This window comes from Burkholderia sola, assembly GCF_905400185.1.
Classification (GTDB): domain Bacteria; phylum Pseudomonadota; class Gammaproteobacteria; order Burkholderiales; family Burkholderiaceae; genus Burkholderia; species Burkholderia sola.
In genome coordinates this window covers 1,076,887-1,096,755 of the sequence record NZ_FR989677.1, presented here as the reverse complement: position 1 = coordinate 1,096,755, position 19,869 = coordinate 1,076,887, and the positions used below count along the sequence as shown (strand labels likewise).

General features: G+C 60.2%; 19 protein-coding genes and 2 pseudogenes. 20 read left to right on the top strand and 1 reads right to left on the bottom strand.

The features are described 5' to 3' along the window. Nucleotides 1–3: 3 nt before the first annotated feature. The 19 genes from KR541_RS34960 (at nucleotide 4) to KR541_RS34870 (ending at nucleotide 18,922) form a co-directional block, all read left to right on the top strand. A complete protein-coding gene (locus KR541_RS34960; RefSeq protein ID WP_089490250.1) occupies nucleotides 4–729 on the top strand; it encodes a flagellar basal body rod protein FlgF in 726 nt (241 codons plus the stop codon). Nucleotides 730–780: 51 nt separating this feature from the next. Then, nucleotides 781–1,566, top strand: coding sequence for a flagellar basal-body rod protein FlgG (gene flgG, locus KR541_RS34955; protein ID WP_200891644.1), 786 nt, complete (start codon nucleotides 781–783; stop codon nucleotides 1,564–1,566). After that, nucleotides 1,566–2,231: a flagellar basal body L-ring protein FlgH gene (gene flgH / locus KR541_RS34950; RefSeq protein WP_050017739.1), complete on the top strand. Its 666-nt coding sequence runs from the start codon at nucleotides 1,566–1,568 to the stop codon at nucleotides 2,229–2,231. Before flgG ends, flgH begins: the two co-directional genes overlap by 1 nt. Nucleotides 2,232–2,287: 56 nt before the next feature. Beyond that, entirely contained in the window at nucleotides 2,288–3,412 is a 1,125-nt protein-coding gene (locus KR541_RS34945) for a flagellar basal body P-ring protein FlgI (RefSeq protein ID WP_050017738.1), read from the top strand. Between the two features lie 14 nt (nucleotides 3,413–3,426). Continuing rightward, on the top strand, nucleotides 3,427–3,759 hold the full coding sequence (locus KR541_RS34940; RefSeq protein WP_143328931.1) for a hypothetical protein: 333 nt from the start codon (nucleotides 3,427–3,429) through the stop codon (nucleotides 3,757–3,759). Nucleotides 3,760–3,805: 46 nt separating this feature from the next. Continuing rightward, on the top strand, nucleotides 3,806–5,146 hold the full coding sequence (gene flgK / locus KR541_RS34935) for a flagellar hook-associated protein FlgK (protein WP_063772919.1): 1,341 nt from the start codon (nucleotides 3,806–3,808) through the stop codon (nucleotides 5,144–5,146). Between the two features lie 249 nt (nucleotides 5,147–5,395). Next, nucleotides 5,396–6,310, top strand: coding sequence for a flagellar hook-associated protein FlgL (flgL, locus tag KR541_RS34930; protein ID WP_050017735.1), 915 nt, complete (start codon nucleotides 5,396–5,398; stop codon nucleotides 6,308–6,310). A 10-nt stretch (nucleotides 6,311–6,320) separates the two neighbouring features. After that, nucleotides 6,321–7,400 (top strand): hypothetical protein, encoded by a 1,080-nt coding sequence (locus KR541_RS34925; RefSeq protein WP_150123376.1) that lies wholly within the window; start codon nucleotides 6,321–6,323, stop codon nucleotides 7,398–7,400. 780 nt (nucleotides 7,401–8,180) lie between these two features. Beyond that, on the top strand, nucleotides 8,181–8,693 hold the full coding sequence (locus tag KR541_RS34920) for a CS1 type fimbrial major subunit (protein WP_050017733.1): 513 nt from the start codon (nucleotides 8,181–8,183) through the stop codon (nucleotides 8,691–8,693). 11 nt (nucleotides 8,694–8,704) lie between these two features. Continuing rightward, nucleotides 8,705–9,250, top strand: a complete 546-nt coding sequence (locus KR541_RS34915) for a hypothetical protein (RefSeq protein WP_216090185.1) — start codon at nucleotides 8,705–8,707, stop codon at nucleotides 9,248–9,250. A 363-nt stretch (nucleotides 9,251–9,613) separates the two neighbouring features. Then, nucleotides 9,614–10,126 (top strand): CS1 type fimbrial major subunit, encoded by a 513-nt coding sequence (locus tag KR541_RS34910; protein WP_060733593.1) that lies wholly within the window; start codon nucleotides 9,614–9,616, stop codon nucleotides 10,124–10,126. Nucleotides 10,127–10,137: 11 nt separating this feature from the next. Then, a complete protein-coding gene (locus KR541_RS34905) occupies nucleotides 10,138–10,695 on the top strand; it encodes a hypothetical protein (protein WP_216090184.1) in 558 nt (185 codons plus the stop codon). A 512-nt stretch (nucleotides 10,696–11,207) separates the two neighbouring features. Then, a complete protein-coding gene (locus KR541_RS34900) occupies nucleotides 11,208–11,720 on the top strand; it encodes a CS1 type fimbrial major subunit (protein ID WP_050014179.1) in 513 nt (170 codons plus the stop codon). 11 nt (nucleotides 11,721–11,731) lie between these two features. Next, complete coding sequence (locus KR541_RS34895) at nucleotides 11,732–12,289, top strand: hypothetical protein (protein WP_050014180.1); 558 nt, start codon at nucleotides 11,732–11,734, stop codon at nucleotides 12,287–12,289. 471 nt (nucleotides 12,290–12,760) lie between these two features. Next, complete coding sequence (locus KR541_RS34890; protein ID WP_216090183.1) at nucleotides 12,761–15,262, top strand: TcfC E-set like domain-containing protein; 2,502 nt, start codon at nucleotides 12,761–12,763, stop codon at nucleotides 15,260–15,262. After that, nucleotides 15,225–16,562, top strand: coding sequence for a hypothetical protein (locus KR541_RS34885; protein ID WP_216090182.1), 1,338 nt, complete (start codon nucleotides 15,225–15,227; stop codon nucleotides 16,560–16,562). Before KR541_RS34890 ends, KR541_RS34885 begins: the two co-directional genes overlap by 38 nt. Before the next feature lie 203 nt (nucleotides 16,563–16,765). Then, on the top strand, nucleotides 16,766–17,542 hold the full coding sequence (locus KR541_RS34880) for a fimbrial biogenesis chaperone (RefSeq protein ID WP_216090181.1): 777 nt from the start codon (nucleotides 16,766–16,768) through the stop codon (nucleotides 17,540–17,542). A 286-nt stretch (nucleotides 17,543–17,828) separates the two neighbouring features. Then, nucleotides 17,829–18,344, top strand: coding sequence for a CS1 type fimbrial major subunit (locus KR541_RS34875; RefSeq protein WP_204384639.1), 516 nt, complete (start codon nucleotides 17,829–17,831; stop codon nucleotides 18,342–18,344). 11 nt (nucleotides 18,345–18,355) lie between these two features. After that, on the top strand, nucleotides 18,356–18,922 hold the full coding sequence (locus tag KR541_RS34870) for a hypothetical protein (RefSeq protein WP_143328937.1): 567 nt from the start codon (nucleotides 18,356–18,358) through the stop codon (nucleotides 18,920–18,922). A gap of 41 nt (nucleotides 18,923–18,963) precedes the next feature. Here KR541_RS34870 and KR541_RS34865 read toward each other — a convergent pair. Next, nucleotides 18,964–19,234: pseudogene (locus tag KR541_RS34865) on the bottom strand (transposase); the annotation flags it as partial. A 24-nt stretch (nucleotides 19,235–19,258) separates the two neighbouring features. Between KR541_RS34865 and KR541_RS36875 the strand changes: the two are divergent. Next, nucleotides 19,259–19,593, top strand: a pseudogene (locus KR541_RS36875) (DUF2827 family protein); the annotation flags it as partial. Between the last annotated feature and the right edge of the window lie 276 nt (nucleotides 19,594–19,869).

The following is a 19,869-nucleotide window of genomic DNA, read 5'->3' as shown; positions in this document are numbered from 1 at the left end:
GCGATGGACAATTTCCTGTACACGGCCATGACCGGCGCCGAGCATTCGCTGCGCGCGCTCAACGTGCGAGCCAACAACCTTGCCAACGCGCATACCAGCGGCTTTCGCGCCGATTTGGCCAGTGTGACGAGTCAGGCAGCTCGGGGTTATGGCTACGACTCGCGTTACCACGCAACGCTCACGTCGACGCATGTGAATCACGAGCCCGGCAAGATCAGCGAAACGGGTCGCACGCTCGACGTGGCCATCGACGGACCCGGCTATCTTGCGGTGGAGACTGCTCAGGGCGTGGCGTACACGCGAGCCGGCGCGCTCACGCTCGACGGCGATGGCGCACTTACCCTGAACGGCAATGCCGTATTGGGGGAAGGCGGTCCGATCGTACTGCCCGAGCACGACGCGTTGACGATCGGCGCGGACGGCACGATTTCCGTCGTGACGGCGGGCGAGAAGGAGGTGCAGGACGCGGGTCGCCTGCTGCTGGTGAACCCGGAGCCGACCGACTTGGTGAAGAACGCACAGGGCCTCATCGTTTCGCGCACCGGTACCGACTATGCGGCCGACGACAGCGTGACCGTCAAGGGCGGCCATTTGGAAGCCAGCAACGTGTCGGCCGTCGAGGAAATGATGCAAACGATGTCGCTCACGCGCTCATTCGAGATGCAGATGAAGCTATACAAGGTGGCCGATGAAATGGCCGATGCCGGCAACCGGCTCATCCGCGGGTAAGCGGTCGGGTGGACCGGTGCCAAACGAATCAACCAACACTGAAGGGCAACGATGAATCACGCAATGTGGATCAGCAAGACGGGCATCCAGGCCCAGGACGCGAAGCTGCAGGCGATTGCCAACAACCTTGCGAACGTCAACACGGTCGGCTTCAAACGCGATCGTGCCGTTTTCGAAGACATGTTCTACCGTGCGGAGCGTCAGCCCGGCGCCCAGGTATCGGACAACGCAACGGGGCCGGGTGTGCAACTCGGCAACGGCACGCGGATTGCCGGCACGCAAAAGGTGTTCACCACTGGCGCGCTCCAGGAGACCGGCCAGCCGCTGGACGTGGCTATTGTCGGCAATGGCTTTTTGCAGGTGGAAATGCCGAACGGCGAAGTGGGCTACACGCGCGCCGGCCAGTTACGCCTGAACGACCAGGGCCGTCTGACCAATGCACAGGGCCTGCCGCTCGTGCCGGGTATCGACATTCCACCTGAGGCGGTGGGTATCACCATCAGCGAGAACGGGATGGTGTCGGTTTCGACGGGCGCTGGCAAGACGCTGGCCGAAGTCGGTCAACTTCAGCTTGCTCAATTCGTGAATCCGGCTGGCCTGCTCGCATTGGGTGGCAACCTGTATGCGGAAACCGTTGCCAGCGGCGCGCCCACCGAAAGTGAGCCCGGTCAGAACGGCATCGGAACGATCAAGCAAGGTGCGCTCGAGGGTTCCAACGTATTGGCCGTGGAAGAAATGGTCGAGATGATCGCTGCCCAACGCACCTACGAGATGAACACCAAGGTGCTGTCGGCTGCCGACAACATGATGCAGTACCTGTCGCAGGCTGCGCGCTGATGACGGTCACCCGCTTCGTTGCCATGGGCGGTGCGCTGGCCTTACTGGGCGGTTGTGCGACCGGGCCGTTCGATCGTTCGCTGCCGGACTTCGACGACAACATGCCCGATACCGTTTTCGATATCCGTCGGGGCACGGCGGGCGGCGTGCTGGTTCCCGATCAGGCGTGGTCGCTCACGTCGGACGTGCGCGCTTTCCGCGCCGGCGACGTGTTGACGGTGGATCTCGAAGAGTCGACCCAGGCGAGCAAGAAAAGCGGCACGCAGGTCGGCAAGGACAGCAGTCTCAGCGCCAAGAAGCCGTCACTGTTCGGCAAGGCGCTGCCAGTCGAGGCCGAACTCGGCGCGAAGAGCGGGTTCAACGGTGCGGGTTCCAGCTCGCAGCAAAACACATTGCGCGGCTCGGTGACGGTGGTGGTGCTGCGCGTGATGCCCAACGGCCTGCTGCAAGTGCGGGGCGAGAAGCGCCTCGTGCTCAACCAGGGCGAAGAGAACGTGCGTTTGGCGGGTTACGTGCGTGCTGCCGATATCGATTCGAACAATCGTGTGTCGTCTCAACGTGTGGCGAATGCGCGTATTACCTACGCGGGCCGCGGGTCGCTGGCGGACGCAAACCAGCCCGGCTTGTTGACCCGATTCTTCAACAGCCCATGGATGCCGTTCTGAGTTGACGACGAACGGATTGAACCAGGTCGACGCCCAATCGACCGCAGGATGAAGCGATGAAACCAACCCGACTCACAACCCGTGTCGCCGCCCTGGCTATCGTAATCGGCATCGCGCTAAGCAGCGCAATTGAAGCGCACGCTCAGACCGTCGGTAGCCTGGTCGACGTAGAGGGCGTGCGTGAGAATGCGCTCGTCGGCTACGGCATCGTGGTTGGCTTGGCCGGATCGGGTGACGGCACGCAAGCCAAGTACACCACCCAATCGCTGACGAATATGCTCAAGCAATTCGGCACGCGACTGCCGGAAAATTCCAACTTGCGTTCGCGCAACGCGGCCGCGGTGATAGTGAGCGCGACTTTCCCGCCGGGCTATCGCCGCGGCCAGAAAGTGGACGTGACTGTTTCGTCGCTCGGTGATGCGAAGAGCCTGCGCGGCGGAACACTGCTGATGACCCCCTTGCGTGCGGCGGACGGCGACGTCTATGCGCTGGCGCAGGGCAACCTGGTGATTCCAGGTCTGAATGTGCAAGGACGCAGCGGCACCAGCGTCACGATCAATACGCCCACCACGGGCCGGATTCCCAAGGGTGCAACGATCGAGCGGGAGATTGCCACCGACTTCGCCGATACGCCGACCGTACGCTTGAACCTCAAACGTCCGGATTTCCAGACCGCCTCCAGTATCGCGGACGTTATCAACAACGCTCTCGGCAGCGAAGTCGCCAGCACGGTGGACGCTACCTCGGTGGATGTGGTTGCCCCCCAGGTGGCGAGCCAGCGTGTGGCGTTCGTTGCCCGCCTGAACGCGCTGAAGGTGAGCAAGGGCGCAGAGGCGCCGCGCGTTGTCTTTAACTCGCGCACCGGTACGGTCGTTATCAGTCAGGGGGTGACGGTCAAACCGGCGGTCGTCTCGCACGGCTCGCTGAAGGTGACGATCGCCGAAGGCACGATGGTCAGCCAGCCGAATGCATTCGCCAACGGCAGCACCGTGACGGCGCCCGTGAGTGAGATCGGGGTGACGCAGGCGGGCGGCAATGCGTTTCAGTGGACATCGGGCGCTAGCCTGCAAGCGATCGTCGACACGATCACCCGCACCGGTGCCACGCCGGATGACCTGATGGCGATCCTGCAAGCCCTTTCCGAAGCCGGTGCGCTGACGGGGGACCTGGTGGTGATCTGACGAGGAATTCGATTATGACGCTTGAACCCAGATACCAGCCACACGCACAGTACGCTGCGATTGAGACCGCGGCCGTCAAGGCGTCGGATCCAGCTTACCGCGCGCGCGTGGAAGATGCGGCCGTGAAATTCGAAGGCCTTTTCATCGCACAGATGTTGAGCGAAATGAAGAAGGCGACCGACCAGCTCAAGGGAGACGATGGCTTTGCCGACCGTTCCAGCGAAGCGATGCTTGACTACGCGAACCGGGCGGTGGCCGATGCTATCGCGAAGCAACGTGGCTTTGGCATCGCGGACACGCTGGTTGCGCAGATGCTGCCGCCTGACGCGACGCCGTCGAAAGACTGACGCATTGACACGTTCACCGCCACATTTTTTGCACTTGAACCTCACTATGAACATTACCCAAATTGGTTTGTCAGGCGCGCTCGGGGCGCGAGCAGCGATGGATAGGTCGGCACGCAACACGGCAAACCAGCAGACCGTCGGCTACACGCGCCAGGGTGTGCTGCGAACCTCGCGCGTGAGTGGCGGTGTCGATGCGAGTTCGGTGATCCGTTTCGGCGATCACACCAATACGCAGCAGAAGTGGGCGTCCCACGGATCGGTTGGCGAGCATCGGGCGGCGGAATCGTACTTCCGTCAGCTCGAGGAAGTGATGGGGCTCAAGGACGGCAGCATCAAAGTCTCGATGGGCAAGTTTTTTGGTGCGCTGGATGCGGCCAGCGCCGATGTGGCCAACTCCGCGCTGCGGCAGCAGGTGCTGCTGGCTGCCGGTGGCATGGCGAAGAGTTTCAACAGTGTGCAGCAGATGATGCGTGGCCAGCTCGATACGCTGCGCCAACAGAGCGCGGCCACCGTGGAGCAGATCAACGGTCTATCCCGAACTGCCGCCGAGTTGAACCGGCTCGTCGCCGATGCGGAAGCCAATGGTGGCGCACCCTCCGAGCTCATCGATCAGCGCGACCAGGCCATCGACCAGTTGTCGGCGCTGGTCGATATCCGTACCGTTCGTCAACCCGACGGCGCCGTCGACGTGAGTCTTGCGGGCGGTACGCCGCTCATTGCGGGCCGTCAGGTCGCAAAGATGAAGGTGGAAACATTATCCGCCGGCACGTTCGAACTCAAGCTGGAACTAGCCGGCACGCAGTATTCGGTGGACGGCGCCAAGGTCGGCGGTGAGCTGGGCGGCTTGTCGTCTTTTGCGAAGGACACGCTGCTGCCGCAGATGGAGGCGCTCCGCTCGCTGGCGGCCGAACTCGCGGGCAGCTTCAACGACCAGCTCACTGCAGGCTTCGGCATGGGAGGTTCGCCGGGCAAGGCGCTGTTCACGTTCAATCCGGTAACGGGCCACCTGACGGCTAACGAGATGAAGCCCGAGGAACTCGGCTTTTCGGGCGATCCCAAGACCCCTGGCAACAGCGACAATCTTCTCAAGCTGATCGACCTGCGCTCCCGACGTATCGATTTGCCGGGTTTCGGCGAGGCGTCGTTGGGCGACGCGTACGTGCAGCTCGTCGGGAAGCTCGGCACACAGAGTGAGCAGAACCAGTCGAGCTTGGCAATTGCCGTTAATGTTCGCCAGCGAGCGGAAGAAGCTTGGCAGTCGCTGTCCGGGGTCAGCATGGACGAGGAAGCCGTCAATATTTCCGAGGCCCTTCAGATTTACTCGGCCAACATGAAAGTGATTTCCGTCGCAAAGGAATTGTTCGACGCGACGATGCGCGCTTTCTAAGAGGAATGGATGGCTCGCACCTGCGAGCGTCGAAGACTAACGTTTAACACAGGGAGAACGTCGAAAGATTGCAAAGTAATCGCATGTGGTTGAAGGCCAGGTAGCGAATCAGGCGCGAGTCGGCGCTTTCTATCGGGAAGCCGTGGCGCGTGGGCCGTTTGAAAAAGAGGCCGAATATCGACAGGGAGCCGAACCTCGGTACGACCACAGGAAAGCTATTGCAGTCGGGATGCGTTCAGTAAAGAGCACATGCGTATCGCCAGTCAACACTTCGGCAACACCATGCTCGCGACGCTACGCGCGTCGAACAGCATGGCCGCCGATCTCACGTCCAAGATATCCACGGGCCAGCGAGTGCAGCGGGCATCGGACGACCCGATTGCGGCCGCGCGGTTGCTGCTGATTGACCGCGACACCTCGCTGCTTCAGCGTTATCGGAACAACATCGATACCCTCTCGGTGCGCTTGCAAAAGAATGAAGTGCATCTTGACGGCATGCTCGACACGGTGATGTCCGTGCACGATTCGTTGCTGTCTGCCGCCGACGGTAGTCGTAGCGCGGCCGATCTGAATGCGCTCGCCGCGCCGCTGCGCATGCGGCTCGACAATCTGAAGCAGGCCGCCAACGCCAAGGATGGCGATGGCAACTTTCTTTTCTCCGGCTCGCAAACGAATACGGCGCCGATTGCATATGACGCGACCGCGCCTGTCGGCAGTCGCTACTCGTACGCCGGCAATGGTGAACTGCAGCAAGTGGTGATCGGCCACGGCGTCACGCAGAATGCCAACGTCACGGTCGAGCCTCTGGCCGATGTGATGAACAAGCTGGAGGCGGCGATTGCGGCCATGGAGAATCCTGAAGTCGATCCGAGCGCACCGGCGGTGCGAGGCGTCTTGAGTGCGGCATTGGATTCGGTCAAGCGCAACGGTATCGATGCCCTGAGCGTGAAGATTACCGATCTGGGCGGTGCCCAGAACACGCTGGATCTGATGAGCGAGAATCATTCGGCGCAGCTCGTCGCCAACGGGCAAGCCGTTAGTCTGGTGGGGGAACTGGACTTTGCCGAGGCGATCGACCAGTTGAACAACTACATCGCAGCCGTGAAAGGTTCGTACGCGATCTATACGCGCATGACGCAGTTGTCGCTGTTCGACGCAATCTGAGGCCCCGCTGATGAAGATGGGATCTACCCCACCCGTTCGCGGTCGGCTGGTTTCCCGGCGTGATGATGCGCACGTGGCCAGCCGCACGCAGCGTGGTGCTCGTACGAAGCAGGCCGCCGCACTTACCTCGGCGTCGATTGCCCACCTACCGGAATCGGGAATTACCGCCGTGGCGCCGCGCTTCCCGGACGTGTCGGTCGCCTTCACCGCACGCCACGCACAACTGAATGCCGACGTGACTGTCGCGCAGCGCGCGCTGGTGTTTGTCGAGACGGCCGCCGGGCAGTTGCGCGGGTTGAAGAGGACGATCGGCATGGCCTTGAGCGGCGCGGAACGCAGCGGCGACGGTGCTGCCGCGCTTATTGCGAAATTCGGCGCGCTCTGGCGCGACCGCGCGGCGCTGGCGGGCGGTGTGCTGGATGCGCAGTTGGTGGTGCATCCGGCTGCCGATGCAGTATGCACGTTCCGCATGCGCGCGCTCGATGTCGAGCAATGGCGAAGCGGCGGTGCGGAAACGCTCGTTTTCCACCCGGCCGGCTTGGGCAAGCAGCCGGTATCGGTCAGCTTTGGAGATGCGCCGCTCGACGCAGCCGCCTTTACGCGCGAGCTGGACCGTGCGCTGGCCTGCACGGGCGTTCGCGCGGCGCTGGCCGCGGACGGCCAGATTGATTTCACGGTGGCGGAGTCGCGCTGGCCCATCGTGCGCGATCATCTGATGGTGCAGGGCGGGGGCAGGCGGTTCCCTGGAGGCCGTCCCAGCCGCGCGCAAGTCGACGCGGTGCCGGAAGCCATCGATCCATCGCGCTGGCAAGTTACCGACCGCGTGTCGCGGCGCGCGGCATTGCGCGAGGTGGTGCACGCGCTCGACGGGTTGACGCAAGCGGACCGCACGCTGCGCGCCCACCTCGATACCGCGGGACACGCCCTGCAAGGCGACAAGCACGGGCCCGCAGTCGTGCGGGCGACGACGGACATTCAGTCGGTATCGGACGCGCTTGCCGACTCGGCGGACTTCAAAGTGCTGTCCGTCGTCACGTCGACGTTGTTTGGTCTGAGCCGCGGGAGAGTCGAAGCACTACTTAAGCATTGACGGTGTGGGGGCGAGGAAAAGCCGGATGGGTCCAATGCGGGCCGGCACGTACGTCCGCGAAGTACGCCCCGGAACCGAGGCCGCTCAATGGCGCCGTGCCGATCAGACTATCTATCGATGCCCCGTTCGACGCAAGGTCGGAATTCTGTAACGCCGCTGACTCGAAGCCTGCGCCGAGGCGAACCCGAGACTCTTTTGAGACATTTCTGATCGATGTGGCTTGCCACTGTCGGTACCATCAGCTTCAATTGGACTCCGCCGACAGGGTTCAAAATCTTGGCCACGGGAAACGAAAGGAGAGAGCTTCGGTGAATAACAATCGATGCGAAAACAAGGTAGTCGTTTTGGAGGTCCATCCCGGCGATTATCACCATGTAGAACGGGCCGCAGAGAGGTTGGGCTACGGAACCTCGGAGTTCGTGATGTTGAGCGCCTCTCTCGTGGCGTCTGCCATCGCGAACGGCGACGATGCACTAAAGACGCCGGCGGCATTGCGCGATAGCACTGATCTTTTGTCTCGATGACACAAGGCTGCAGGCCAACCTCCGGGCAGTAACCTTCACTCGACGTCCTGGTCGTCTATTGCAATGCATAGCCGTTAGTCGGCGGAAACCGGGGTTTCGCTGGGAGTGGCTTCGTTGGGATCTGTTAGCAATCCTATCCTGCCGGCAGTGCACAAATAAGAGTTGTCTGATTTAGTCGGAGCGGCTCGGAACCGAAAATGTGGCTGGCAGAGTGCACGCTATTGCGCTGCCCCTATTAATCACTCTTGGAGTATGTATGCATCAATCTATCATTCGTGCGTGTCTGCTGGGCGCGGTCGCAATCACCGGTGCCGCGCACGCAGAGGTCAAGGAGAAGACCTTTGAAATCAAGCTGAGCGCGGAGGTGCCGGTTGTGGGCGGCTTCGAGATCAAGGAAGAGGGTTGGAACCGTGCCGAGCAGCAGAAGCTCGCGTGGAGCGACGACGAGAAAAAGTTCAACCCGCTGACGCTGAAGGTGAGTGCGAAAAGCGGGGTGGGCAAGGTGCGAGTCAAGTTCTCGAGCGCCGATGTGCCGCGCCTCGTTCACCAACAGGACGAGGAAGCCTACTTCGAGGTGGGTGCCAAGGTCGGCGATAAGGATGTTGGCACCGAACCCGTCGACGTTGTGACGAAGGACGAGGCGAAGAACGGCAAGTCGATCGATCTGGTGATCACACCCGGAGTTGCGAGCGACAAGATCAAGAAGGAAGTGCTGGCGGGCAACTATGCGGGCACGGTGCCGTTGATGTTTGAGACTGAGGTCGAGTAAGGAGGAGTTCGATGAAAAAGCTGATTTTGGCAATTGCTGCGAGTGCATGTGCAATGTCGGCGTATGCGGCAAATCCGGAGCCAATCGATCTCAAGGTCCAGCTCGCCGGTGAAGTCCCGCCGCAGGGCGTCTTTGAAGTAACGCCAGTTGGCTGGGCAAGTGGTGAGGAGGCCAAGATTGACATTCCGCAGGAGTGGGATGGCACGGTGCGGTATAGAGAATTTCCATTTCAAGTTAAAAGTAGCTATGGCGCTATTCATATGACGCTGTCAGCGACTTCGGGTGGAGAGTCAATGGCTGCTGGTAGCTGGCGTTTCCAGGGTGAAGATGGAATCTCGAAGATCGGTGTAAAGCGAAGGCTGGTTGCTGCCGGTGGGACGAGTGAGAAATGGGTAGATCAGGCGAAAATGGAGGTCGCAAGTAAAGAAATCGCGGCAAATGGCGGCGAAATGAAATTGCGGCTAGGGGTCTATTTTGACGATACCATTCCCGTGAAACGCGGCATCGCCTATACAGGGCTTGTGTCTGTGGTCTTTGAGACGGATATCGATGGGTAAGGGTGTTGTATTTGTGGTGCGCCTTGGTGTTTAGTGTGAATCTTGCACGTTGGCGAGGTTACGTTCTGACGGCTTCGCAGTTCGTGCGGGCGCACGACGCGAAGCATCGATGTTAGCCTCGGCTCAAACCGCAGTTCGGGCTAAAACAGGGGGCAGGCCAGTCAATCGATGCCTGGCCATTAGTCGACGACCATCGCGAGCTCCACGAGAAGCGGCCCTGACGATATCTGTTAGTAGTCCGGTCTTAATTGGTTGTGCGCAAATAAGAGTTATCTGATTGGGTCAGGCTGATCAGATGCTGAAAATGTGGCTGGCAGAGTGCACGCTATTGCACTACCCCTATTAACCATTCTTGGAGTATGTATGCATCAATCTATCATTCGTGCGTGTCTGCTGGGCGCGGTCGCAATCGCCGGTGCCGCGCACGCAGAGGTCAAGGAGAAGACCTTTGAAATCAAGCTGAGCGCGGAGGTGCCGGTTGTGGGCGGCTTCGAGATCAAGGAAGAGGGTTGGAACCGTGCCGAGCAGCAGAAGCTCGCGTGGAGCGACGACGAGAAAAAATTCAACCCGCTGACGCTGAAGGTGAGTGCGAAAAGCGGGGTGGGCAAGGTGCGAGTCAAGTTCTCGAGCGCCGATGTGCCGCGCCTCGTTCACCAACAGGACGAGGAAGCCTACTTCGAGGTGGGTGCCAAGGTCGGCGATAAGGATGTCGGCACTGAACCCGTCGACGTTGTGACGAAGGACGAGGCGAAGAACGGCAAGTCGATCGATCTGGTGATCACGCCCGGAGTTGCGAGCGACAAGATCAAGAAGGAAGTGCTGGCGGGCAACTATGCGGGCACGGTGCCGTTGATGTTTGAGACTGAGGTCGAGTAAGGAGGAGTTCGATGAAAAAGCTGATTTTCGCAATTGCTGCCAGTGCATGTGCAATGTCGGCGCATGCGGCAAATCCGGAGCCAATCGATCTCAAGGTCCAAATCGCCGGTGAAGTTCCGACGCAGGATGTCTTTGAAGTAAAGCACAGGGGCAACTGGGATGGCGCCAACGTAAAGTTGACCGTGCCAGACGACTGGGGTGGCAAGGCGACGGATACACTGGCGGAAGTCCAATGGGACGTAAAGAGCACCTATGGACCTGTCCATATTAAGCTGCGATCTCCTCTGCAGGAGAAAACCCCGTCGACGGACGCTCGCGGAGTGCTCTTACACGATAATGGCGACGACTTTATCGAGGTCGATGCGAATGTAACCAAGTCGACTGGGGGATGGTCGTCGTGGGATTTCGTGAATCGCGACAAGGGATACCTTGCTTTGTCGGCCGAGTCGGCCGCCAGGGGCGACTGGGTTGGTGTCCGATTGAGGCTGGCGGCTCCGCATGGCATTCCGCCTAGCGGTACCTACACTGGCACGATGACTGCGATCTTCGAGACTGAGGTCGCGTCTTAAGGTGGTGTTTTCGCACGTGCGTGTGCGGCCCTCCCCGCCAGCACACGACGACGGATTCGTCCCTGTAAACAGGGGCGAATCCGTCTTTCCGCAGGCGCCGGTTCAATGGCCATTGCGTGTCCGAGTGGCGCTGGCCTGTCCAAAAGGGTGTTGTATTTGCGGTGCGCCTTGGCGTTTAGTGTAAAGCTTGCTCGTTGGCGAGGCTGCTTTCTGACGCCTTCGCAGTTCGTACGGGCGTACGACGCGAAGCATCGATCTTAGCCTCGGCTCTAATCGCAGTTCGGGCTAAAACTGGGCGCAGCCCAGTCAATCGATATGCCTGGCCGTTAGCCGATAGCCATCGCGAGCTCCGCGAGAAGCGGCCCAGATGATGAAATATATTAGTAATCCTATCGTGGCAGCAGAGAACAAATAAGAGTTGTCTGATTTAGTCGGAGCGGCTCGGAACCGAAAATGTGGCTGGCAGAGCGCACTCTATTGCGCAGCCCCTATTAATCATTCTTGGAGTATGTATGCATCAATCTATCATTCGTGCGTGTCTGCTGGGCGCGGTCGCAATCGCCGGTACCGCGCACGCAGAGGTCAAGGAGAAGAGCTTTGAGATCAAGCTGAGCGCCGAGGTGCCGGCAGTGGGTGGCTTCGAGATCAAGGAGGACGGTTGGAGCCGTGCTGAGCAGCAGAAGCTCGTGTGGAGCGACGACGAGAAAAAGTTCAACCCGCTGACGCTGAAGGTGAGTGCGAAAAGCGGGGTGGGCAAGGTGCAGGTCAAGTTCTCGAGCGCCGATGTGCCGCGCCTCGTCCACACAGGCGACGAGGAAGCGTACTTCGAGGTGGGTGCCAAGGTCGGCGATAAGGATGTCGGCACTGAACCCGTCGAGGTTGTGACGAAGGACGAGGCGAAGAACGGCAAGTCGATCGATCTGGTGATCACGCCCGGGGTTGCGAGCGACAAGATCAAGACGGAAGTGCTGGCGGGCAACTATGCGGGCACGGTGCCGTTGATGTTTGAGACTGAAGTCGAGTAAGGAGTGGTCAGGTGAAGAAGCTGATTTTGGCAATTGCTGCGAGTGCATGTGCGATGTCGGCGTATGCGGCAAATCCGGAGCCGATCGATCTCAAGGTTCAACTCGCCGGTGAAGTTCCGACGCAGGATGTCTTTGAAGTAAAGCACAGGGGCAACTGGGATGGCGCCAACGTAAAGTGGACCGTGCCAGACGGCTGGGACTGGAGTGGCGGGAGTCTCCAGATGGTGGAAGTCCAATGGGATGTGAAAAGCACCTATGGACCCATCTATGTTGAACTTCGGTCTCCGCTGCAGGGCAAAGACGTGTCGGCAGAAAACCGTGGGGTGCTCGTGCACGAAAGTGGTGACGATTTTGTCGAGCTTGACGCCGATACAACTAAAGCGAATGGGGGGTGGATCGGTTGGGGGGCGATGAACGGCAAGCGAGTGCAGGCCGTGTGGGCCGGGTCGGCCGCCAAAGGCGACTGGGTTGGTGCCCGACTGCGCCTTCACACTCCGAACCGCGTCCCGCGTAGCGGTACCTACACTGGCACGATGACTGCGATCTTCGAGACCGGGGTCGAGTCTTAAGGTGGTGCTTTCGCGCGTGCGTGGTGGTTCTCCCCCGCCAGCGCACGACAACGGATTCGTCCCTATAAATAGCGATGAATCCGTCCTCCCGCGGGCGCCGGTTCAATGGCCATCGCGCGCCAGCATGGCGCAGGCCTGTCCAAACAAACCGGCGCCGCTTTTCATTATTTAATAATCTGCCGGTTTACCAAGCCGCTTCAGCCGTGTCTTGGCCTCCTAAATCAGAATTCTCTGATTCGTTTCGGCCATTCAATTTCTCATAATTTCATCAGTCGACACCGATCGTATCCCGTCGGCGTTGCGCTTCCCGGCCGTCCACACAGATAAATCACCACGTCCATCGGGCGGTAGTGCTCGCGTGGCTTGTGGCGCATTTCGCCAATGCGGCGTGTCCGGTTTCGATTGTTCCGCGCATCTGGCGGGTTAACCATTTAACGGAATTTGACGAATGTCGGAGCAGCTATGCCAAAAATGAGCAAGATCAGCGTTGCTATTTTTCTTGCCATTGGCGCGCTGTGCCAACAGGGCGCGTTCGCGCGTGCGGAGATTGCCGGCTCGGGAGCGGACCTGTTCGAGCAGGCGGAGCAGCTTCCGGCGGATTTTCTCGAGCAACTGTTCGATTCGCCGCTGGTTGTGCGAATCGATTTCGATGGCCATTCGGCAGGCGAGGGCACGATCACGTTGAGTCGCGATGGAAAGGTCCAGTTGGTCGCGCTCTCGGATGAGCGGCGCAACGACATCGAACAGGGCGATCGCGAGCTGATCGAAAAATTTCTCCGTGAGCCGCGTGCGCTCGGCGCCTGCGAGACCAACTGCGACGGTGTGCTCGCGCTTCACTACAACCTCCAGGACTCCGTTTTATCCATCGTGACGCACCGTGCGGAACAGGATGGTGAGCAGAAGAAATATCATCCGTTGCCGGCCAGTGGAAGCACCGGCCTGATTACGTACAACTACCTGAATCTCACGGGTGGCCAGGGCCGTGAAATCGGCGGACGGTATTCGTTTGACGCCATCGGTAGCGTGGGTAACTGGTCCATCACGACCGGATTGCAGGCGACGCAGAACCACGGCATGCGGCGAGCCAGCGAGATTGAATACTCGGTGCCCCGCCTGTACGCGCAGCGCGAGTTCGAGGGCAAATTCGCGCGCGCGGGCTTCTTTACGCCGGACCTGGCAACGGGTATCCGGCCTCCGCGCATGCCAGGCGGAGGCGCGGCGACGACGCTTGGGGTGATGTTCGGCACCTCCGAGGCGCGCGAGGTCGAAGGCGCGCGCCCGAGCCTCTATCCCGTCTATGTGACCGCCAATCGCCAGGGCATGGTGGAAATCTACCGAAATGGCGCGTTGATCCACAGCCAATCGGTGCAACCGGGGCTGCAGGTCGTCGATACGCGCCCGCTGCCCAGCGGCATCTATGAAGTGGAGGTCCGGCTCGTCGAGGATGGTCAGGTTGTGTCCACGCAGAACGAGCTCGTCTACAAGCCCGCGGCGTGGAGTGATCCCACACAACGGTGGAAGTACGCATTTTTTGCTGGACAGGAACGCAACCTGATCGGCGAGGATCGTTCGCACGCGTTCACCGCGGGTGGCGCGATCAACTACCTCGCCCATCCGCGGGTCGTGCTCGGTGCGTCGGCGCAGCATGTGGCCGACGCCAACGTGTTCGGCGCGTCGCTCGACTGGCAGTTTACGGACCGTGCGCGAACCTACTGGAATGTGTACCACTCCTCGAAGCACGGAGTCGGTGGCGATGTGCAGATCCTGATGCCATACCGGGACGGGAGCGTATCGCTGAGCCACAGCCAGCGCTGGCAACGCAGCGACCGGCGGCATCGGAATGCGCGCGCGAGCGTGCGCAGCGGCAAGGTGCATGACTCGGCGATTACGTGGAGCCATCGCTTCACGCCGCAAACGAGCATCATGTCGCGCGCTTCATACGCCAGCGGCGCGACGACCGGCCTCGGTGTCGACCTGTCAGTTTCGCATCGACATAGCTTGTTCGGCAATGATCTCACCTGGCGTGTGTCCGGCTTCGATCGCCCCACCGGGACGTTGGCGAGAACCCGTAACCGAGGCGTCGATGTTGGCTTGAGTATTGCGCTCGGCAAGGAAAAACGCAGTTACAACGTGAACCTCGGAACGCGAAGCGGCTCGGATGGCCGGCGAGATCATTATGCGTCGCTGGGCGTACGGCAGGAGCTCGACGGTGGCTTCTTCAAGTCGGTGGGGGCGAACGGAACCGTCGACCGGTATGGCTTGAGCGTGGGCGCCACCACGCAGTTCGAACATTCGGTGGCTCGCGGCGATGCGTTCCTCCAGCGCTCGTCCAAGGAAGGCGGCTTTGCCGGCGGGATGAACCTGTCCAGTACCGTTGGCACGAACGGCAAGTCCGCTGCCGTATCCGGCAAAGGCAACGCCTTCAACGGCGAGTCCGCGGTGATCGTGGACCTGGCATCCGATTTCGAGGACGTCAAGGTGCGTGCCCAGGACACCTCGGGGGGCAGCATTGAACTGCACCCGGGTCGCAATCTGGTGCCCGTGTCGGCTTATCGCGCGGGTCGACTCCAGTATTTCTTCGATCGATCGCAGGCGCCGGCCGCGACGCTGCAGCCGAGCACGACGCATTACCACCTGAACAAGGGCGGCGTCGGGTACGAGAAGGTACAGGTCATGAAGACGATGACGGTGATCGGTCGACTGGTCGACCATGCAGGCAATCCGGTGCGAGCAGCTCACCTGTCCAGCCCCGCGGGCCGGTCGGTCACCGAGGCCGACGGATTTTTCGCGCTCGAAGTGAGCCACGCCAATCCGATCGTAAAGGTCGAGAAAGGGGGCAAGCCGCTCCGCACGCTTCACCTGAAGCCGCAGGACCATCAAATGGAAGGTGACTCTCTGATCGTCGGGGAGTTGGAATGTGAACAGGAGCAGACCAATGCCGATTCAGGGGAAAGCCGTGATGAACAGGGCTAATCAGAAGGGTAGCGCCAATCGGGGTGCGCGCGCATCCACCGCCCGAGCGCTCATCGTGCTCATGCGATGGCTGGCCGGTTCGGTTCTGGTGCTAGCCGGCGTAACGGTCGCGCGTGCCGCCGATATGTCGATCGAGGCTGAATACCTGCCCGGTGCGCAGACCCAAGGCGAAAACGGCTTTCGCAACATCACGAGGCCAGCGAGCTTTTGTACGGCCGATCCTGGTGGCTGTGCAGGTGTGACGACTGTCGACCTGCCGGTGGGCGATGTGAGCTACGGTGCACTCGATAGCGGTGCGAATGGGCAGGATGGCGTATATCTTCGGGCGCCAGCTCATCCGATTCGCGTCGAACTCAGGGACGAACGCACGAACCGGGTCACTGCGGTCACCTTCCGGGTCGCGGGCATTGTCGGGCAATACACGCTCCGGCCGGATGTGTACCAACTGACCGGTACGCCGACAGGAAGCGCTGAAACGGCACATGCGGCCCTTTGGAATGGAGGCGGCTGGCTACAGCCGCCGGCAGGATGTACGGCGCTCTCCGTCCAGCCTATGGCCACGGCAAATGCCTATCGGTTCGGTTGGCGTTTGCCCCGCGACGGTGGGGGTTGTTTCAAAACCCCTCGACAGTCGCTTCCCGCCGGAGCAGTCGTCCTCGATGGAAGTTCACTTGCCGTGGCCTACGAGCTGGTCACGCCGGATCCCGTATCGCTGCCCAATGGCACTTACCAAGGGGTGCACACCTTCACGGTTGGGCCAGGAAAGGATTTCGACTTCGGCGCGCATGCTCAGGTGGCGCGCTCGAGCGTTGATGTCGCGTTCGTGCTGAAGGTGCGCCACAAATTCATGATCACGGACTCGGGCGCCGGTAACGATGTCAAGCTCGCTCCAGCTCAGGGCTGGTTGAACTGGATAGCCGAAGGCAAGCCCTCTACCAGGATCGAGCGTGATGTCATGTACGGACTGTCTACGGGCGAGCCGCTGCGGGTAAGCCTGCGGTGCGAGGACGGTGAAGACGCAGCAGGCCGCTGCGTAATGCGCAACGCCCATGGCTCGGTCGTGCCCGTCGATCTTTCGTTGACGGTGATCGGCGCGACTACTGACCGTAAAGCGCCATTTAGTCGGATTCCACTGACCACGCGGGCACCCGCCGCGCTCGATGTCGACCGGTATCTGGACAATGCCGTGGCAACGGCCCATGTCGCCATTGACGGCCCGGGGGTCTCAGAGATGGGCCAGCATCCGGGGACGACCTATACAGGAAGGGTCTCCGTTGTATTTGATGCGATTACCGACTGACGCGGCGAGCAGGGCTGCAGCCGCCGCTTTCAGATTATTCCGATATTCGCCGTAACCCGGCATGCGGAAAATGGGATCTCTGACATGCAGCAGGTCCACGCAATCGCTGCATATTTTTGAACTGGCACACACGCAATGAGCGAAAGATGGGCCCCGGAAGCATCGGGCGAGATCGCATTCAGTGCCGATAAAAGGAGTATCGAATGAAAGTCAATCTCGCGAAGTGTATGTTTGCTGGCCTACTGGCCATGTGCTCGCTTTCGGTCAGTGCGGGCACGCCGTCGATCAACATTGGCCCCATGTTCGAGTACATGGGCGGAAAGCAGTCATCGATCCTCAAGCGGATCCGGAATAAGGGGGATGCGACTGCCTTCGTACGGGTCGAGGTGAGCGAGGTGGTGTTCAACGATGACGGCAAGCAGGAAGAGGTGCCGCTCGACCCCGCGCTGTTGACCCAACGAGACGGCCAAGGGCTGATCGCGAGTCCCTCTCGCCTGATCGTGCCGGCCGAGGGTGCCCAATCGGTGCGTCTGCTCTATCGCGGCAAGCGCGACGCGGAGCGCTACTATCGCGTGCGCTTTGTACCTGTCGTGCCGAAGGCGAAAGACGACTTTGTGCTGAGCAACGATGAAATCGAGCAATACAAGGAATCGCTGTCCGCGGGCATCAACGTCCTGACCGGATACGGGGCCATGGTGATCGTGCGTCCGGGCGATGAGCGCTATCAAACGGAGTTCAAAGTGGAGGGTGGCAAGAGCATCGTCGAGAACAAGGGAAGTTCGATGGTGACGCTCGAGGCCTATCGCGTGTGCAAGGAGAAGAACGGTGCATGCGGTGAACCGACGGCGTACTACATCCGCCCGGGGAAAACGAAGGAGCTGCCGTGCGAAGCCGGCTCGCGTTGCGAGTTCGAACTGCGCGAAGGTGAAAAGCGAACGAGGATGCATGTCGAGGCCGGACAAGTCGCGTCAGGGGCGTGACGATGACCTTCTTCAGCTGAAGTATCCCACCGCAACGCAAGTGGCAAGGCAGCAGTGAGGCTGGCCCACCAACTTGCGAGCGGTGTACTCCGAGAGATAGGTCGGTTGGTCGACAACCGTCGCGCGCTCCACGAGGAGCGACCCCGATGACCTCTATGAGTGCTCCTTCTTGATCGGGAGTGCAAAAATAAGAGTTGTCTGATTGGGTCAAACTGGCTCGGCACCGAAAATGTGGTTGGCAGCGCCAGTCCGATGCGCTGCCCTATTAACCGCTCCTGGAACATGTATGCATCAATCTATCATCCGCGCGTGTCTGCTGGGTGCGATCGCAATCGCCGGTGCCGCGCACGCAGCGCCGCTGAAGCCGCAGGAATTGGAGATCAAGCTGAGCGCTGAGGTACCGGTGGCGAGCAGTATCGAGATCAAGGCGGTTGGTTGGGACCTTACCAAGCAGCAACCGATCAAGTGGGGCGACGACCGGAAAAAGTTCGAGTCGTTGAAGCTGAAGGTGACCGCGAAATGCGGGGTGGGCAAGGTGCGGGTCAAGTTTGCAGACGCCGCGGGGCCGCGCCTCGTCCACGAAGCCGACGCGCAAGCCTACTTCAAGGTGGGTGCCAAGGTCGGCGGCAAGGACGTCGGCACTGATCCTGTCGAGGTTGTGACGAAGGACGAGGCGAAGAGCGGCACGTCGATCGAGCTGGTGATCACGCCCGGGGAGGCGAGCGACAAAATCAAGGCCGCCCCGGTGGCGGGTAAGTATATGGGCACAGTGCCCCTCGTGTTTGAAACTGAAGTGGAGTAAGGAGTAATCAGATGAAAAACCTTGCTTTGGCAATCGCTGCGAGTGCATGTGCGATCTCGGCGTATGCGGGAAATCCGGAGCCGATCGATTTCGATGTTCAGATCTCCGGTGAAGTGCCCTCGCAGAAATACTTTGAGGTGAAACCAGACGTATCGCTGGATCAGGCACTTTCAATTCCGGTTCCGGACGACTGGGACGGGAGCGAGCAGCCAATAAATCACCTTGTTAGCTTTGGTGTCAAAAGCTCTTATGGTCCCGTTCGCGTGACTTATCGCCATAACCAAGAGCTGAGTGGAAATACCTATCAAGTGCATTTGGTTCACAAGGACGATCCAGGCAGCTATATCCGCATTCGACCGTACGCCAAAATTGGATCGAGGCCGAGTACCAATGACTACTTGCCGGGACAAAGCGCCACTTTCACGATCGCAAGCACGGATGCCGCCGTCGGTACAACGTTCAACTACGCAGCCAAACTTTTTAATGGTGGAAGCGGCAGTATGTTGGACGGTACACAAAAGCCAGGGGTGTACACGGGTGATTTCACTTTTGTTTTTGATGCGGCTTCGGAAACTTGAATAAGATAGGGTAAATGCTTCGTTGAAGTAGGTGGTGGAGGGTCGACCCGCACCCGATCGATCACTTCGCGGCCATACTTGGCCACGAAGTGGTGCAGCTCGAAGGCGATTTCCGCCTGCAACCACTGTTCCCGGATTTCGAGTTCATAGGCCGCGGCAATGTCGATCGCTGCCGCTTCGATACGCTTGGCTGCATCTTTGGGGCACTGATTGAATGGCCCGGCCATCTCACGCGAGCGAACCCAGGCCGATTCAAAGTATTTTCCGGCTGAGCGGATCGACCACCACCGTTGCACAGCGGTGACCTTTATGAAATCACGACATTCGAGAGTGCCGCGCTACCCGGTGTACGGGTTCATGGCCGCCTACGGCAACGCAGTGGTGTCGCGCACGTAGGAAAACGCGCAGAACTACCTGTGCTACGAGCTGCTGTACGGCAGACCATTTGTCGACCGATAACTCGCCGTTCCTCGGCAAGGCCGGGTATTTCTATCCGGACTTCGACGCCCGGCCGGGCGCGTGCTGCTACAGGCATTTACGGAGCACGACGCGAAAATCGCGGCGCGTGCCGCGAGCGCTCGAAGCACCTGCTCAATTCGGTCAGCATCCACAATCCTGGCAACGTCGCTGTGTATTCCTACGCGATCGCATCGCTCTGTCGCGATGCATGACACATCGTATATTCTTTGGAGGCTTTGGTGCCTGTGTCAGGGCTTGGGTCTCGACGAATTATCCACCGGATGCGATGATGTCAGCCTGATTAATTTGCGGACGATCTAGATTTAGAATGCAGTCAACGAGTGCTTCGTGGGGCTGAAATAGGAGAAAGGTGTCCTGGGCGGCATTCTGCGTAAGCTCTTGGATATTGTGCATTGCAAAATGCCATGCTCGAGGCGAGACGTCGAGAAAGGTGACCTGGCGAATGCCGTGACATCGCGGTGCGCCGC

Bases quoted from the DNA above. Each gene is read 5' to 3' on its own strand.
- KR541_RS34910 (WP_060733593.1), top strand. From the start codon at position 9,614: ATGCATCAATCTATCATTCGTGCGTGTCTGCTGGGCGCGGTCGCAATC.
- KR541_RS34925 (WP_150123376.1), top strand. From the start codon at position 6,321: ATGAAGATGGGATCTACCCCACCCGTTCGCGGTCGGCTGGTTTCCCGG.
- KR541_RS34905 (WP_216090184.1), top strand. From the start codon at position 10,138: ATGAAAAAGCTGATTTTCGCAATTGCTGCCAGTGCATGTGCAATGTCG.
- KR541_RS34900 (WP_050014179.1), top strand. From the start codon at position 11,208: ATGCATCAATCTATCATTCGTGCGTGTCTGCTGGGCGCGGTCGCAATC.
- KR541_RS34890 (WP_216090183.1), top strand. From the start codon at position 12,761: ATGAGCAAGATCAGCGTTGCTATTTTTCTTGCCATTGGCGCGCTGTGC.
- KR541_RS34915 (WP_216090185.1), top strand. From the start codon at position 8,705: ATGAAAAAGCTGATTTTGGCAATTGCTGCGAGTGCATGTGCAATGTCG.
- flgG (WP_200891644.1), top strand. From the start codon at position 781: ATGAATCACGCAATGTGGATCAGCAAGACGGGCATCCAGGCCCAGGAC.
- KR541_RS34920 (WP_050017733.1), top strand. From the start codon at position 8,181: ATGCATCAATCTATCATTCGTGCGTGTCTGCTGGGCGCGGTCGCAATC.
- KR541_RS34885 (WP_216090182.1), top strand. From the start codon at position 15,225: ATGCCGATTCAGGGGAAAGCCGTGATGAACAGGGCTAATCAGAAGGGT.
- KR541_RS34870 (WP_143328937.1), top strand. From the start codon at position 18,356: ATGAAAAACCTTGCTTTGGCAATCGCTGCGAGTGCATGTGCGATCTCG.
- KR541_RS34960 (WP_089490250.1), top strand. From the start codon at position 4: ATGGACAATTTCCTGTACACGGCCATGACCGGCGCCGAGCATTCGCTG.
- flgK (WP_063772919.1), top strand. From the start codon at position 3,806: ATGAACATTACCCAAATTGGTTTGTCAGGCGCGCTCGGGGCGCGAGCA.
- KR541_RS34945 (WP_050017738.1), top strand. From the start codon at position 2,288: ATGAAACCAACCCGACTCACAACCCGTGTCGCCGCCCTGGCTATCGTA.
- KR541_RS34940 (WP_143328931.1), top strand. From the start codon at position 3,427: ATGACGCTTGAACCCAGATACCAGCCACACGCACAGTACGCTGCGATT.
- KR541_RS34875 (WP_204384639.1), top strand. From the start codon at position 17,829: ATGCATCAATCTATCATCCGCGCGTGTCTGCTGGGTGCGATCGCAATC.
- flgL (WP_050017735.1), top strand. From the start codon at position 5,396: ATGCGTATCGCCAGTCAACACTTCGGCAACACCATGCTCGCGACGCTA.
- flgH (WP_050017739.1), top strand. From the start codon at position 1,566: ATGACGGTCACCCGCTTCGTTGCCATGGGCGGTGCGCTGGCCTTACTG.
- KR541_RS34880 (WP_216090181.1), top strand. From the start codon at position 16,766: ATGAAAGTCAATCTCGCGAAGTGTATGTTTGCTGGCCTACTGGCCATG.